This is a genomic window from Methylonatrum kenyense (genome assembly GCF_023195885.1).
GTDB classification, from domain to species: Bacteria; Pseudomonadota; Gammaproteobacteria; order Nitrococcales; family Aquisalimonadaceae; genus Methylonatrum; species Methylonatrum kenyense.
On record NZ_JALPKO010000004.1, the window covers coordinates 110,347 to 124,325 of the forward strand.

15 protein-coding genes and 1 tRNA gene are annotated in these 13,979 nt (G+C 62.2%); 11 read left to right on the plus strand and 5 right to left on the minus strand.

Annotated features, from left to right (window positions below):
- The first annotated feature begins 1 nt into the window (after position 1).
- The 7 genes from lapB to M0534_RS06545 all read left to right on the plus strand — a co-directional run bounded on the left by lapB (position 2) and on the right by M0534_RS06545 (position 5,549).
- The gene (lapB, locus tag M0534_RS06515; RefSeq protein ID WP_248567611.1) at positions 2-1,165 is read left to right on the plus strand and encodes a lipopolysaccharide assembly protein LapB; all 1,164 of its coding nucleotides are present in this window, start codon (positions 2-4) and stop codon (positions 1,163-1,165) included.
- The gene (gene pyrF / locus M0534_RS06520; protein WP_248567612.1) at positions 1,162-1,869 is read left to right on the plus strand and encodes an orotidine-5'-phosphate decarboxylase; all 708 of its coding nucleotides are present in this window, start codon (positions 1,162-1,164) and stop codon (positions 1,867-1,869) included. Before lapB ends, pyrF begins: the two co-directional genes overlap by 4 nt.
- 491 nt (positions 1,870-2,360) lie before the next feature.
- Positions 2,361-2,627 carry a ComEA family DNA-binding protein gene (locus tag M0534_RS06525; protein ID WP_248567613.1) on the plus strand — a complete coding sequence of 89 codons (267 nt, stop codon included), beginning with the start codon at positions 2,361-2,363 and terminating at the stop codon, positions 2,625-2,627.
- A gap of 384 nt (positions 2,628-3,011) precedes the next feature.
- Positions 3,012-3,380, plus strand: a complete 369-nt coding sequence (locus tag M0534_RS06530) for a c-type cytochrome (RefSeq protein ID WP_248567614.1) — start codon at positions 3,012-3,014, stop codon at positions 3,378-3,380.
- Positions 3,381-3,542: 162 nt separating this feature from the next.
- Positions 3,543-3,920, plus strand: a complete 378-nt coding sequence (locus M0534_RS06535; RefSeq protein WP_248567615.1) for a c-type cytochrome — start codon at positions 3,543-3,545, stop codon at positions 3,918-3,920.
- 193 nt (positions 3,921-4,113) lie between these two features.
- Positions 4,114-4,851, plus strand: a complete 738-nt coding sequence (locus M0534_RS06540; protein ID WP_248567616.1) for a glutathione S-transferase family protein — start codon at positions 4,114-4,116, stop codon at positions 4,849-4,851.
- On the plus strand, positions 4,848-5,549 hold the full coding sequence (locus tag M0534_RS06545; protein WP_248567617.1) for a glutathione binding-like protein: 702 nt from the start codon (positions 4,848-4,850) through the stop codon (positions 5,547-5,549). The genes M0534_RS06540 and M0534_RS06545 overlap by 4 nt, the downstream gene beginning before the upstream one ends.
- Before the next feature lie 63 nt (positions 5,550-5,612).
- Here the strand turns inward: M0534_RS06545 and M0534_RS06550 are convergent.
- A tRNA-Asn gene (locus tag M0534_RS06550) sits at positions 5,613-5,688 on the minus strand.
- A 62-nt stretch (positions 5,689-5,750) separates the two neighbouring features.
- Positions 5,751-6,935, minus strand: a complete 1,185-nt coding sequence (locus M0534_RS06555) for a pyridoxal phosphate-dependent aminotransferase (protein WP_248567618.1) — start codon at positions 6,933-6,935, stop codon at positions 5,751-5,753.
- A gap of 139 nt (positions 6,936-7,074) precedes the next feature.
- On the opposite strand from M0534_RS06555, the gene uvrB reads away from it, so the two are divergent.
- Complete coding sequence (gene uvrB / locus M0534_RS06560) at positions 7,075-9,084, plus strand: excinuclease ABC subunit UvrB (protein WP_248567764.1); 2,010 nt, start codon at positions 7,075-7,077, stop codon at positions 9,082-9,084.
- 19 nt (positions 9,085-9,103) lie between these two features.
- Here the strand turns inward: uvrB and M0534_RS06565 are convergent, their stop codons facing one another.
- From M0534_RS06565 to M0534_RS06575, 3 genes are read right to left on the minus strand one after another with little or no spacing between them, the layout of a single operon-like run.
- On the minus strand, positions 9,104-9,445 hold the full coding sequence (locus M0534_RS06565; RefSeq protein ID WP_248567619.1) for a DUF3634 family protein: 342 nt from the start codon (positions 9,443-9,445) through the stop codon (positions 9,104-9,106).
- The gene (locus tag M0534_RS06570) at positions 9,442-10,074 is read right to left on the minus strand and encodes a Tll0287-like domain-containing protein (RefSeq protein WP_248567620.1); all 633 of its coding nucleotides are present in this window, start codon (positions 10,072-10,074) and stop codon (positions 9,442-9,444) included. The genes M0534_RS06565 and M0534_RS06570 overlap by 4 nt, the downstream gene beginning before the upstream one ends.
- On the minus strand, positions 10,074-10,577 hold the full coding sequence (locus M0534_RS06575) for a hypothetical protein (RefSeq protein WP_248567621.1): 504 nt from the start codon (positions 10,575-10,577) through the stop codon (positions 10,074-10,076). The genes M0534_RS06570 and M0534_RS06575 overlap by 1 nt, the downstream gene beginning before the upstream one ends.
- Positions 10,578-10,683: 106 nt before the next feature.
- Between M0534_RS06575 and M0534_RS06580 the strand changes: the two genes are divergently transcribed.
- The 3 genes from M0534_RS06580 to M0534_RS06590 all read left to right on the plus strand — a co-directional run bounded on the left by M0534_RS06580 (position 10,684) and on the right by M0534_RS06590 (position 13,967).
- Positions 10,684-11,163 carry a hypothetical protein gene (locus M0534_RS06580; RefSeq protein WP_248567622.1) on the plus strand — a complete coding sequence of 160 codons (480 nt, stop codon included), beginning with the start codon at positions 10,684-10,686 and terminating at the stop codon, positions 11,161-11,163.
- A gap of 183 nt (positions 11,164-11,346) precedes the next feature.
- Entirely contained in the window at positions 11,347-13,245 is a 1,899-nt protein-coding gene (locus M0534_RS06585) for a DUF294 nucleotidyltransferase-like domain-containing protein (protein WP_248567623.1), read from the plus strand.
- Positions 13,242-13,967: a 3'-5' exonuclease gene (locus tag M0534_RS06590; protein WP_248567624.1), complete on the plus strand. Its 726-nt coding sequence runs from the start codon at positions 13,242-13,244 to the stop codon at positions 13,965-13,967. The genes M0534_RS06585 and M0534_RS06590 overlap by 4 nt, the downstream gene beginning before the upstream one ends.
- Positions 13,968-13,979 lie beyond the last annotated feature (12 nt).

Here is a 13,979-nt window from a genome sequence, read left to right on the forward strand (position 1 = left end):
CATGGTTGAACTCTTCTGGCTGCTATTGCCCGTTGCAGCCTTGTCCGGCTGGTGGATAGGTCGCCGCGGCACGGGGCGACACCGGGCCAACGGCGGGCCGCTGCGGCAGGATTATTTCCAGGGCCTGAACTACCTGTTAAACGAACAGCCCGACAAGGCCATCGAGGTGTTCACCCGCATGGTGCAGGTGGACTCCGACACGGTGGAGACTCACCTCGCGCTGGGCAATCTTTTCCGCCGCCGCGGCGAAGTGGACCGCGCGATCCGCATTCATCAGAACCTGATCGCTCGCCCGACCCTCAGCCGCGACCAGCGAACCTATGCGCTACTGGCCCTGGGTGAGGATTATCTGCGGGCCGGACTGCTGGACCGGGCGGAGAGCCTGTTCCAGGAAGTGGTGGACCTGAACGCCCATGTCGAGGCTGCATTGCGCAGCCTGCTGGAGATCTACCAGCAGGAGAAGGAGTGGGACCGGGCTATCGATGTGGCCGAGCGGCTGGAGGCGCGCACCGGCCAGCTGATGCGCCGGCAGGTCGCCCAGTTTCATTGTGAGTTGGCGGAGCGGGAACGTGATCGCGGCGAAATCAACAACGCACGGCAATGCCTGCGCCGGGCGTTGAAGGCGGACCCGAACTGCGTCCGTGCCAGTGTCCTGGTCGGCGAACTGGAACGCAGCCTGGGGAATCATGAGGGCGCGGTGGAGGCCCTGACCCGCATCGTCCAGCAGGACGCGGAGTTCCTGCCGGTGGTGCTTGATGATCTGGGCGAGAGCTACGCGGTGCTGGATGCGGAAGACCGTTTCCAGCGATTTCTCGCGGCGGTTCCGGAACAGGCCCGTGGTGCCTCGGTCATCCTGCGACAGACCGAGCTGGTAAGGAAACGCGAGGGTGATGAGGCCGCGCAGCGGTTCCTTGTCGAGACCCTGCGTCGGCACCCGTCGGTGCGCGGCCTGGACCAGTTGATCCAGTTCAACCTCAACGCCGATGGTGACGCGGACTCGACAGAACTATCGGTGCTGCACGACCTGTTTTCCCGTTTGCTGCAGGACAAGCCCATGTATGCCTGTCACCAGTGCGGTTTTTCCGCGCGGGCCTTGCACTGGCAGTGCCCCGGTTGCCGTTCCTGGGCGAGCATCCGGCCGATCCGGGGCGTGGAAGGAGAATGATGCACAGGGACGAGACGCGATCGGTGATTATTGTTGCGCTGGATTACGCCACCGCCGACGAGGCCCTGGCGCTGGCCGGCCAGTTGCGGCCCGCGCAATGCCGGTTGAAGGTTGGCAAGGAACTGTTCTGTCGAGGCGGTCCGGACCTCGTCAGGGAGCTGGTCGACCAGGGTTTCGACGTCTTTCTTGACCTGAAATTTCACGATATCCCCAATACCGTCGCCGCAGCCTGTCGGGCCGCTGCCGAGCTGGGCGTCTGGATGCTGAACGTGCATGCCCTGGGTGGACGCCGGATGATGGAGGCCGCCCGAGAGGCACTGGCGGCACGGCCGACACCGCCGCTGCTGACAGCCGTGACGGTGTTGACCAGTCATACGGCGGAGACCCTGGCCGAAGTCGGGCTTGTTGCCGATCCGCGGCTGCAGGTGCAGCGGCTGAGTGACCTGGCCCGGGATTGCGGCATGGACGGCGTCGTCTGTTCGGCGCAGGAGGCCCGGATGTTGCGGGCCGGCTGGGGGACCGATGGCGTGCTGGTGACGCCGGGGATTCGGCCGGCGGAGAGCAGTGCCGACGATCAGAAACGGGTTCTGACGCCGCAGCAGGCGGTGGCCGCTGGCAGCGACTATCTGGTCATCGGTAGGCCGATCACCCGCGCCGCCGATCCGGCGGCGGCACTGGAGGCGATTCGGCAGCAACTCGCTTGATCCATCCGGATGCTGCCTGAAAAGGTCCCGGCCCCGTGCCGTGTGAGGACAAGAATTTTCTCCGGACTGACGTACCTTCGGTCCAACAGGTCCGGAGAAAATCTTGTCCTCCCCCGGCACTACGTGGAGGCCGGCACCCATTGCCAGGACCTTCGATCCGCGGCGTCTCTGCCCCGTTGAAGCAACCGCACTGTCAGCCTGGCAGGGCCGGTGGACGTTATCGTCTGGCGTCGTTGGACCAAAGGTACGTCGCGCCAGACGATAACGTCCACCGGCCTATATGTTACCGGTAAGGCTCTCGCTCGACGTTGTCGGAAACGCAAGGATGACAAGCTGCTGCCGCTCAGGAATTCGGATCGGTCCGAGGGCCGGATCTTTGACAGGGGTGTGAAGGCGATCTAACTTTTCATTGGTGCCGCCGGGAACGGATGGCACGGGGCCGCGAAGGAATCGTGGTCTTTTCATGGATGAAATGACAAGGAGTGTTGCGCATGAACGCGTTTCTGAAGGGGGCCGCACTGGCCTTGGGGATTGTATTTTCAGCCGTCGCCTCGGCCGAGGTGGAAGTCAATATCAATGAAGCAGACGCCGACACCCTGGCCTCGCAGCTCACCGGTGTCGGCCAGAGCCGGGCGATGGCGATCATCGAGCATCGCGAGACGCACGGTCCGTTCCAGGCGGTGGATGAGCTGACCGCGGTAAGCGGTATCGGCAATTCCACGCTGGATGCAAACAGGGATCGCCTGGCGGTGGATTGAGCCGTGCGCTGGCGGGGACCGCAGGGTCCCCGCCAGTGAGTTGATATGGCGCATGTGTCATATTGACACCATCTTTGTCGTTGTTTTCCTTCTCCTGCTGCACCGGTTGGCCCGCTCCGGAGCTTACCGGACAAAGCTTTGCACTTCTTTACATCACACCACGAACACCATGACATGCATCCGGTCTACCCTGTGCCAACACAGGAAGGGTGGATTGGGTTGCCTGAAAGGGATTTCCGAACAACCGGGTTAGTGGTAATATCACCGCTTTGTCTTTCGGCGGGCAGACCCTAAGTCAATGATTTTTAATGGAAAGGGTCGGTCTGTGTCGATTTTTAAATAGCCGACAGGCGACTATAAAAGAGGAGAAGGAGAATGCTCTCGATGCGTAGCGTGTTTGGTGTGATCGGCGGTGCGATGCTGGCCATGGGCGCCGCCCAGGCCGAGTACGACATCCCCAAGGTCACCGAGATCGACGAAGTGACGCGTGGTGAAGGTCAGTCCATCGTGGAAAGCGCCTGCGTGCGCTGTCATGGTGCCGGCGTCATGGGTGCCCAGGGTCCTGGCGCACCGGGCTGGCAGCATCTCGTCGATGCCCGGGGTTTTGAAGCCCTAACCCGGAACGTGATCCGCGGTCGTGGTGCGATGCCGGCCCGTGGTGGCGCGAGCGATGCCAGCGATGCCCAGATCGCTGCCGCGGTGCGTTATTTCCTGGAGTCCTCCGACGTCGATCTGGAGGCCGTGGAACACTAAGTTCCTCGTCATCAGGACCTGAAAAGCCTGCCCGGCATCGCCGGGCAGGCTTTTTTTTGGCATACCGCTTGCTACTAAACGTTTTGAACTACGCTTAGTAGGTGGTTTGGCTCTGTCTGAGCCAGAACGAGAACGGTTATCCAAAGTAGTGAGGAGGAGTGCATGCGAAGCCTCAAGGTTCTTAGTGGAACGATCGCCGGGATGGCCCTTGGTTTGAGTGCGGCCCATGCGGATGCGCCGGACCCGGACGGTATCTTTGACGAGGTCAGCCGGGGTGATGCGGGCAGCATTGTCGAGAGCAACTGCATGCAATGTCACGGTGCTGGGGTCATGGGTGCTGCAGGTGTGGGCGAGGATTACAAGGAAACCTGGCAGGGGCTGGTTGAGGCGCGTGGCTATGATGGACTGTATGACAGCGTGCTTAACGGTCGTGGTGCCATGCCGGCACGCGGTGGTCAGGATATCAGCGACGAGGAAGTCGCGGCGGCCCTCGTCTACATGCTGACTGAGTCGGGTGTCGGAAAGGATGACATCAAATAGCGCGCGATTCCGAGATCCAGCTAAAAAGCCCGCTTCGTTGCGGGCTTTTTAGTGGCGGGGCGTTTCATTTTTGCATCATTGTTGTGTTATCTGTCCTAATAAAGCCATAAAAAACAACTGGTTGTTTTCATGGGGCAGATCTTGCCTCCCCCTTACGCGCCGGGCGCTTCGCATTGGTCGCGGGAGAAATCCAATGAAGCTTTTCTATTCTCCGTTTCACACCTTTATTCACAAGGTTCTTGTAACCCTGCATGAGACGGGCAACTGGGATGCGGTCACGTTCGTTCCCACCTTTCCGTTCAAGGATAACGACGGCGAGGATGTGGCCGGGCAATACAGCATTGCCGCTCTGAATCCGCTGGATAAGGTTCCAACGCTGGCCCTGGAATCGGGGCAGATGATCTATGGCAGCCAGGCCATTTGCGAATACCTCGACAGCATCAGCATTGCCAATCGCCTCTACCCGGAGCCCGGCCCCGAGCGCTGGGACGCGATCACCCGATTGGCATTGTGTGACACGATGTTTGAATTGACCGTGCAGATGGTGATGGAGGGTTGGCACCCCGAGGTGAACCGGCGGCGCGGGCTCTATGAATGGATCTGGCCCAAGCTTGAGCGCGGCCTCGTTACTCTGGAAAACAGTGTCACGGCGGGCGGGGATCGTTTCGATATAGGCCACGCCGCAGCATTACACATGCTCAGCTACACGGAGTTCCGCTTTAATTTCTACGGTGACAAGGATCCCGTTCGACCCAATTTTGACTGGCGGGAGGATCATCCTAATCTGCAGGCCTGGTACGAAAAGTCGGTTCAACGGCCGTCAGTCACGGCCCACTACAATGTTGATTTTGCCGGTGAAAAAAGCGCCGCCTTTCATCAGGCGATGGTGGCAGAGGTGCTCGAAGCACAAAAGAGGAATGGCACCAGATGATCGATCTTTACTACTGGCCCACGCCCAATGGCCACAAAGCTTCCATAATGCTGGAGGAAAGCGGACTCGATTACCGGGTACATCCGATCAACATACTCAAAGGCGATCAGTTTTCCCCGGAGTTCCTCGAGATAAGTCCGAACAACCGGATTCCGGCCATCGTCGATCAAACTGGTCCGAACGGCGACGCCTTTCCGATCTTTGAATCAGGTGCGATTCTGATGTATCTGGCCGAGAAAAGTGGATGCTTGCTGCCGGAAACCCCGGCAGAACGCTTTCAGGTTCTGCAGTGGCTGTTTTTTCAGGTTGGCAACGTTGGTCCGATGTTCGGACAGTGCGGCCATTTTCTCGGCTACGCACCGGAACCGGTGCCCTATGCGATGAAACGCTACCAGGACGAGACCCGCAGGCTTTACGGAGTAATGGATGGGGTACTGGGCGAGCGCCCTTATCTCGCCGGTGACAGTTATTCGATCGCTGACGTTGCGACCTATCCTTGGTTAATGCCCAGGGTGCGGCAACTCCATGAAATGACGATTGAAGACTTTCCGCGCTTGCACGACTGGGTCACGCGTATTGCGGCCCGGCCGGCAGTTCAGCGAGGCTCTGCTGTGCTGGCGGACGTGATGAAGATCGGTGATCCGACTGACGAAGCGCGGGAGGCGCTTTTCGGCCAACGGCAGATGGATCGTCGCTGACACGGAGCAGAACCTGAAACGTCGAAGGCCTGATCACTTGGCGCGATCAGGCCTTCGATAAACTGGCTCCCCGGGACGGGCTCGAACCGCCGACCCAGTGATTAACAGTCACTTGCTCTACCAACTGAGCTACCGGGGAAGTAGGCCGGTATTCTACAGTTTCGCCGGAGACCGTCAACCGACCTCCGGCGTCGGCTGTGGCTATCCGTTAACCACCTTCGCAAGGCGCTCCATGGCCCGCCGCAGGTTCTCCATGCTTGTTGCATAGGAGATGCGTGCGCAGCCGGGAAGGCCGAACGCGGAGCCCGGAACAAGCGCGACTCCCGCCTCATTGATCAGGTGCTCGGCGAATGCCATGTCATCGCTCATGCCCAGTTTGCGCATGGCGCCAGCCACAGACGGGAATGCGTAGAACGTGCCGTCGCCCCGCAGGCATTCGATGCCGTCCATTGCGTTCAACGCCTCGACCACATAGTCGTGCCGTTCCCGGAAAGCCTTCAGCATCGGGGTCATGCAACCCTGGTCGCCGGTCAGCGCGGCCACCGAGGCAGCCTGGGCGATGGAGGTCGGGTTGGACGTGCTCTGCGACTGGATCTTCTTCATTGCGCCGATCAGCGGGGCAGGGCCCGCGGCATAGCCAATGCGCCAGCCGGTCATTGCGTAGGCCTTCGAGACACCGTTGATGACTACGGTGCGGTCCTGCAGGTCCGGGCAGGCATTGACGATGTTGCAGAATCCCTCATCGGTCCAGAGGATGTGCTCGTAAATGTCGTCGGTGAACACAACCACATCCGGGTACTTGCGGATCACTTCACCCAGGGCCTGGAGCTCCGCCTTGCTGTAGGCGACGCCGGTGGGGTTGGAGGGGCTGTTCAGCACCACCAGGCGCGTCTTGTCGGTGATCGCCGCATCGAGCTGGTCGGGTGTCATCTTGAAGCGCTGGTCCTTGCCTGCTTCGACGATGACCGGTACCGCCTCGCAGAGCAGGGCCATGTCCGGGTAGGACACCCAGTAAGGGGCCGGGACGACGACCTCGTCGCCGGCATTCAACAGGGCACACATCAGGTTGTAGATGCTGTGCTTGGCACCCGAGGACACCAGGATCTGGTTCAGCTCGTAGTCCAGCCCGTTCTCGCTGGAAAACTTGCGCTGGATGGCCTGCTTCAGTTCGGGCGTGCCGTCCACCGGCGTGTACTTGGTCTTGCCGGCGCGGATCGCCTCGATGGCCGCTTCCTTGATATGCTCCGGTGTGTCGAAATCGGGTTCCCCCGCTCCGAGGCCGATGATGTCCTTGCCCGCGGCCCGCAGCTCCGCCGCACGCGCGGTGACGGCCAGTGTGGGGGAGGGCTTGACGCGTTGAACCCGGTTCGCAAGTCGAATGTCCAAAATGACCTCCAGTCGGCAGTTTCCTGGTTGGCACCGCTCCAGTCTGGCGCGCCTCGCGCCCGGCGGTCCGATGAAAAATAAGCCGCACATCATAGAGTAATTTCAGGCAGGTATAAACGTGACAGGCAAACGCTTTGCCATGGAGTCGGCGTATCAGCCGGCCGGAGACCAGCCGCGTGCAATCGAGGGATTGGTGCAGGGGCTGCACCGGGGGTATCGCCATCAGACGCTGCTCGGCGTCACCGGTTCGGGCAAGACCTTCACCATGGCCAACGTTATCCAGACCCTGCAACGGCCGGCCCTGGTGATGGCACCGAACAAGACACTCGCCGCCCAGCTGTATGGCGAGATGCGCGAGTTCTTCCCGCACAACGCGGTCGAATATTTCGTTTCCTACTACGACTATTACCAGCCCGAGGCCTACGTGCCGTCGTCCGATACCTTCATCGAGAAGGACGCATCGGTAAACGACCACATCGAGCAGATGCGCCTGTCCGCGACCCGGGCGCTGGTGGAGCGTCGGGACACGATTCTGGTTGCTTCGGTGTCCTCGATCTACGGTCTCGGCGACCCCGATGCCTACCTGAACATGGTGCTGCACCTGGTGCGCGGTGACGTGGTGGACCAGCGACAGATCCTGCGGCGGCTGGCCGAGCTGCAATACACCCGGAACGATCTCGATCTCAAGCGAGGCACCTACCGGGTGCGCGGAGAGGTGATTGACGTGTTTCCGGCCGAAGAGGAAACCGAGGCGGTCCGGATCGAGCTGTTCGACGACGAAGTGGAGAAACTCAGCCGCTTTGATCCGCTGACCGGCGAGATGTCGGAAGTGCTGCCGCGGCTGACCATTTATCCGAAAACCCATTACGTGACCCCGCGAGTCACGATTCTCGACGCGATCGAACACATCAAGCTGGAGTTGCGCGAGCGACTGGAGGAGTTGCGTGGCGCCGGCAAGCTGCTGGAGGCACAGCGGCTGGAGCAGCGCACCCAGTTCGATATCGAGATGATGCAGGAGCTGGGCTACTGCAATGGCATCGAGAACTACTCGCGCTATCTGTCCGGTCGTAAGCCCGGAGAACCGCCGCCAACGCTGTTCGATTACCTGCCGAAGGACACGCTGCTGTTCATCGATGAATCCCATGTCACGGTGCCGCAGATCGGTGGCATGTACCGGGGTGATCGCGCGCGCAAGACCACCCTGGTGGAATACGGGTTTCGCTTGCCTTCGGCGCTGGACAACCGGCCCATGCGGTTCGATGAATGGGAGGCAGTGGCACCGCAAATGGTATTCGTGTCGGCCACTCCCGGCCCCTACGAAGCGCAGCATGCGGCTGCCGTGGTCGAGCAGGTGGTACGTCCCACCGGGCTGGTGGATCCGCAGATCGAGGTGCGGCCCGCAACGACCCAGGTCGATGACCTGTTGTCGGAGGTCAACGACCGGGTCATGCGTGAGGAGCGGGTGCTGGTGACCACGCTGACCAAGCGCATGGCCGAGGATCTCACCGAATACCTGGGCGAGAACGGGGTGCGCGTGCGGTACCTGCATTCCGACGTGGATACCGTGGAACGCATGGAGATCATCCGCGATCTGCGGCTGGGCGAGTTCGACGTGCTCGTGGGCATCAACCTGCTGCGCGAGGGCCTGGATATCCCCGAGGTGTCACTGGTCGCGATACTCGACGCCGACAAGGAGGGCTTCCTGCGCTCGGAGCGGTCGCTGATCCAGACCATTGGCCGCGCCGCACGGAACCTCAATGGCCGCGCGATTCTCTACGCCGATGCGGTAACCGCCTCCATGCGCGCGGCAATCGATGAAACCGAGCGGCGCCGCGACAAGCAGCTTGCCTTCAACGCCGAGCATGGCATTACGCCGCAGGGTATTCGCAAGGCGGTGGCGGATGTGATGGAGCGTGGCGGCGTCCCGGGTGGCGGCAAGGACCGCAAGCAGGAGCAGGCGGTGGCCGACGAGGCGGCCCGCTACGCAGCGATGACACCGAATCAGGTGGTCAAGGCGATCCGCGAACTGGAGGAACAGATGTACGCCCATGCGCGCAATCTGGAGTTCGAGGAGGCCGGGCGGATCCGTGACCGGATCCGTGCGCTGGAGCAGCATGGTCTCGGCCGCCCGGATGTGGCGCAGGCCTGAGCGCCAGCGAACGCCTGTTTCAGCCTACTGCCCGGTTGCCATCGCCACCACCTGTCGGTGGCGGTTCCCAGCCGTTGCGCAGGCGCTGATGCAGTCGTTCCGGAATGCGGTCGGAGAAGCGCAGTGCCGGTCCGCCTTCTGTGTCAACGCAGCGGATCCATCCCTGGTCCAGTCCGGTGACGCGCTGGATATCCTCGCAGGCGCCGACGAAGCTGCTCGGCGGCTTGCCCTTGGTCACGACCGTACGCCGCGGCCGGAACCGGATTTCGAAGCGAATCCGGTGGCGCAGCAGCAGCACGACAATCGCGATAGCTGCCAGGGCGACCAGCAGGAGCACAATCAGGGCCGGGTTCTGGCTCATTCCAGTGCCCGGGAGATCGAAAAGGCGCCGCGCAGATCTCCTGCCCTGTAATCGACCGCCTGGTCGTGGGGATACAATTCACCCAGTACCTTGAAGGTGTCGGCGTGCCGGTCTTGCCGTTCGCCATGACAGGCCAGACAAGCGTCCTGCGTGCCGATGCCGCGCATGAAACGGAAGACCTCGCCGTCCGGTTCGGCAACGCGTTCGGCATGCCGCAGCTCGGTCATGGCCCGACCCTCGTCAAGCTGTTGCTGGAAATCGGACAGCACGGTCTGCTCCCAGGCATCAGGCCGTCCGAGCAGCGGATTGCGCACCCGGGTGCCGACGCGGGTCACGCGCCAGCCGGTGCTGCGTGACAGCTCGGCCTTGAGTTGCGGTGCCAGGTCGCGACAGACGCTGATGGCCTCTGGCGGCCCGCCGCGTTGCATGGCCTCCTGCAGCGCGTCGGTCAATTGTTCCGCCAGCTGGCCACTGATCGTCATGGCTTCGGCTTCCAGTTCGTCCATCGCCGTGTCGGCGAGGACGAGATTGGCGGCGAATGGCAGCAGGGCAAGTGCCAGCAGGCCGTGTGCCAGCGGTCGACCGCGCGTCCGTCGTGACGTTGTCCGGTGTTCCCCAACGTGGCGCATCAGCTCCCCCTCCCGACCTGCTGCATCAGCTGCTCCATTTCGTCCAGTGACTGCTCGCGCGCGCTGTCGATCAGTGGCTGCAGGCCTTCGCTTTCCGCCAGCTCGCGAACGACGGCACGGCAATCGTTCAGCACGGTATCGAGGGTTTCGTAGACGTTGTCGCCGCGCTCGTTCGAGGCACTTGCGATCGGGCTGGCCAGCTCGACCAGTTCCATCAGTTCCCCGTCGTCCCCGCCACCGAAGCGTTGCAGGGCAACGGCGATGTAGGCGTAGCGGTTCTGCAGGTTCATCGCCGCAAAGGCCGCATCCGCCGCCTGTTGCTGCACCGCATAGTCACTGAAGGCCATGGTAAAGCGTGCGGCTACTGCATAGCGCGCGGCACAGGCCTGGACGTTCGAGTACGGATCGCCCGGATGGACATCCAGGCGTGATTCGGCATGCGCTGCGGCAAATGCCTGTAGAAGGAGCAGGGCAGGGAGGTATCGTGTGATGGACCTGAGCATGGTCTGGGTGCGTCCGGTAACCGAGTACCTGCTGATTTCATCCCCTGTCCCGCACCGCGTCAACCATCCTCTTGCCCGATCGTTGCCGGGTGGGGATCATCAGCGAATGAAGTCGCGCTGTTCACGCCTGAATGGATTCCTGCTGCCGCCCCTGGACTGGCTGGTGCCGAACTGGTCCCAGGCGGTCATGCTGGATCATTTCCAGTCCGACAGTGGGGAGTATCGCGGGCCGGTCTTTCTCGCGCTGACCGGGCATGATGCTGTCGGGCTGATCCGTAACGGCCCGGTGGATGAGCCGGGAGCCGTCGCTATCGTGACCCGGTTTCCACTTGCTGCCGGTATCCGGGTGGCCAGCGGGAAAGGCGAGGTGCGGCCGGCGACCGCGGCGGAACAGGCCGCTGCGATGCGCGCCTGCTCCAGCGGCTCGGTGTCACGACTGGACCCGACCTGGCTGTTCGGCCAGTTGGGTTTCTGCCTGCACGGGGAGCCCTGGCTGATCAGCGTTTTCCAGTTTCGGGATGGGGATTGCGTTGCCAGTTGTTCATCGACAGTAGATCAGCGGATCGTGCCCTTGGCCGAGGAGTAGTCGACCGGCTCAATATTCCTCGCACAACGCTTACCTTGGGGGTGATCTCAAGCACTGGTTCGGCCTGGAAGCACCTGATTCGCGGACTATCGCAAGGTATCCGCTCGATCCGCTTTACACAGTGGGGCCCGGAAATCAGACTCGATGACGGTTGTCGCCATCTGCACGCCATGGAGCCAGTTTATGCGGGGCAGCGCAGAAGTCCGGGAGATTCGACAGCATCTCGGCAACTACCCGCCGTTTGACGGCTTGTCGGACGAGTTGCTGGATGCCGTGGCCGATTCGGTCGATGTCGCCTATTTCAAGAGCGGCAGCAGCATCCTTGACCGAAACGACGGCATCGACAGCCTGTACTACGTCCGCAGCGGCGCGGTCGATATCTACCGGCGCAACGGCGCACTCTACAATCGTCTCGGCGAGGGCGATATTTTTGGCCATTTCAGCCTGTTGCGGCATCGCAAGGTGCACTTTCCGGCCAAGGCGATAGAGGACACGTTGATCTATCTGGTTCCGGTCGCCGTGTTCAGCGATCTCTGCGAGCAGGACGAGCAGTTCGCGGACTTTGTCGAGCTGGAACGCCCCCGCCTGAAGTCATCGGTGGAGAAGCAGTTCAACGAAAGCAGCATGCTGACCACCCGGGTGCGGCGGCTGATTTCCCGCCCGCCGCTGATCCTCGATGCCGCAACCACCGCCCGCGAGGCGGCCGCGCGCATTGGTGCCGAGAACATCTCCGGTGTCCTGGTCACCGGGCCGGCCGGCGAGCGACCGGACCGTACCTACCAGGATGCCGATGGCGAAGCCCGTGAACTGCTCGGGATTCTCACCGACAGCGATTTCCGCGAGCGGGTGATCGCACAGGGGCGCTCTGTCGATACGCCGTTGTCGGAGCTGGTCGAGCCAAACCTGATCAGTGTGCAATCGGATTCCACCGCCTATGATGCGATGCTGACCATGCTGCGCAGCAATGTGCAGCACCTGCCGGTCTTGCATCGACGCGAGCCGGTGGCCTTGCTGCACCTGACCGACCTGATTCGTTTCCAGACCAACAGCAGCCTGTACCTGGTCAGCACGATCTTCAATCAGGGCAGCGTGGCTGGGCTGGAGCGCCTGAAGCCGGATGTCGAGGCCGCCTTCCTGCGCATGGTGGAGGAAGGCAACAGTTCGCAGATGATCGGCAGCGCGCTGGCCACCATCGGCAGGGCCTTCAGCCGCCGCCTGCTGGAACTGGCCGAGCAGGAGCTTGGCCCGCCGCCTGTGCCGTACTGCTTTATCGCCCTGGGCTCGATGGCACGCAATGAGCAGACCATCGTCACCGATCAGGACAATGCCCTGGTGCTGGATGACAGCTTCGATCCGGCGCAGCACGACGCCTACTTCAAGCAGTTGGCGAAGCGGGTCAGCGACGGACTTGCGGCCTGTGGCTACAGCTATTGCACCGGGGGCATCATGGCGACCACCGACGCCTGGCGTCAGCCGCTGTGCGTCTGGAAATCCTACTTCGGTGACTGGATCGACAAGCCGGATCCGAAGCGGCTGTTGCACAGTTCCATTTTCTTCGACCTGGACAGCGTCTACGGCGAGGAGTCCTTCGCCCTGGCGTTGCAGGACCTGGTTGCGGATAAGGCCGCGCAAAGCCCGCTGTTCCTGGCAGCCATGGCGCGTAACGCCCTGAACCGTACCCCGCCCATCGGTTTTTTCCGTAACTTCGTCATGGAAAAGGACGGTCGGCAGAACAATACGATTGATGCCAAGCGTCGCGGAACTGCGCCGATGACGGACCTCATTCGGGTGCATGCCCTGGCCTGTGGCTCGCGCGCACAGAACTCCTTCGAACGCCTCAATGCGATTGGCCGGACCCAGCTGCTGCCGTCCGGGGTCGGTGAACGGTTGCGCTATGCGTTCGAGTTCATCGCCATGCTGCGCATCCGGCAGCAGGCTTTGGATCTGCGCCACGAGCAGCCACCCGACAACAAGGTCGATCCCGAAACCATATCCTCCAGCGAGCGGCACCATCTGAAGGATGCTTTCCAGGTGTTGAGCGACGCACAGAAATTCCTTCGCTTCCGGTATCCCATGCCATGAGGCTGGTGTCTCGCCGCGCAGACCCCAATACCTCCTGGCCAGCGTATCTGGCAGATCGTGCCGCACGCACCCGCCACCCGGAGCTCGCGGCGCTGTACGCCAGCTGGTCCGGCCTGCAAGCTGACATGCCGATTGCCGACGTGCCCCTGCTGGCGATGGATCTGGAAACCACAGGGCTCGACGAACAGCGCCACGCCATCATCAGCATCGGGTTGGTGCCGTTTGATTTGCGCCGCATCCTGTTCTCGGCGCACAGCCACTGGCTGGTCCGGCCGCCGCGGCCGCTGGAGGCGAAGTCGGTGACGCTGCATGGCCTGACCCATGATGCCCTGGCCAGGGCTCCCGACCTGTCTGACATCCTGCCCGAGGTCTTCCGAGCCATGCAGGGTCGGCTGCCGGTGGTGCATTTTCGTCAGATCGAGCGCCCATTCCTTGACGCGGCCGTCCAGGCTCGTCTGGGGGAAAATCTGCTTTTCCCGGTCATTGACACCATGACCATCGAGGGCCGTTGGCACCGCCAGACCGTGTGGGCGCGACTCCGGGCTGCTTTCGGTGCGCCGGAGGTGTCGCTGCGCCTGCATGAGAGCAGGCTGCGCTATGGCCTGCCCGCCTACCAGCCACACCATGCCGCGGTGGATGCCCTGGCAACCGCCGAACTGTTTCAGGCTCAGGTTGCCCGGCGCCTGGCGCCGGATACGCCCGTTGGCCGACTCTGGACATAAACTGGACATAAA

Excerpts from the sequence above, each read along its gene's own strand:
- lapB (WP_248567611.1), top strand. The coding sequence starts at position 2 with ATGGTTGAACTCTTCTGGCTGCTATTGCCCGTTGCAGCCTTGTCCGGC.
- pyrF (WP_248567612.1), top strand. The coding sequence starts at position 1,162 with ATGATGCACAGGGACGAGACGCGATCGGTGATTATTGTTGCGCTGGAT.
- M0534_RS06525 (WP_248567613.1), top strand. The coding sequence starts at position 2,361 with ATGAACGCGTTTCTGAAGGGGGCCGCACTGGCCTTGGGGATTGTATTT.
- M0534_RS06530 (WP_248567614.1), top strand. The coding sequence starts at position 3,012 with ATGCGTAGCGTGTTTGGTGTGATCGGCGGTGCGATGCTGGCCATGGGC.
- M0534_RS06535 (WP_248567615.1), top strand. The coding sequence starts at position 3,543 with ATGCGAAGCCTCAAGGTTCTTAGTGGAACGATCGCCGGGATGGCCCTT.
- M0534_RS06540 (WP_248567616.1), top strand. The coding sequence starts at position 4,114 with ATGAAGCTTTTCTATTCTCCGTTTCACACCTTTATTCACAAGGTTCTT.
- M0534_RS06545 (WP_248567617.1), top strand. The coding sequence starts at position 4,848 with ATGATCGATCTTTACTACTGGCCCACGCCCAATGGCCACAAAGCTTCC.
- uvrB (WP_248567764.1), top strand. The coding sequence starts at position 7,075 with ATGGAGTCGGCGTATCAGCCGGCCGGAGACCAGCCGCGTGCAATCGAG.
- M0534_RS06565 (WP_248567619.1), bottom strand. The coding sequence starts at position 9,445 with ATGAGCCAGAACCCGGCCCTGATTGTGCTCCTGCTGGTCGCCCTGGCA.
- M0534_RS06570 (WP_248567620.1), bottom strand. The coding sequence starts at position 10,074 with ATGCGCCACGTTGGGGAACACCGGACAACGTCACGACGGACGCGCGGT.
- M0534_RS06575 (WP_248567621.1), bottom strand. The coding sequence starts at position 10,577 with ATGCTCAGGTCCATCACACGATACCTCCCTGCCCTGCTCCTTCTACAG.
- M0534_RS06580 (WP_248567622.1), top strand. The coding sequence starts at position 10,684 with ATGAAGTCGCGCTGTTCACGCCTGAATGGATTCCTGCTGCCGCCCCTG.
- M0534_RS06585 (WP_248567623.1), top strand. The coding sequence starts at position 11,347 with ATGCGGGGCAGCGCAGAAGTCCGGGAGATTCGACAGCATCTCGGCAAC.
- M0534_RS06590 (WP_248567624.1), top strand. The coding sequence starts at position 13,242 with ATGAGGCTGGTGTCTCGCCGCGCAGACCCCAATACCTCCTGGCCAGCG.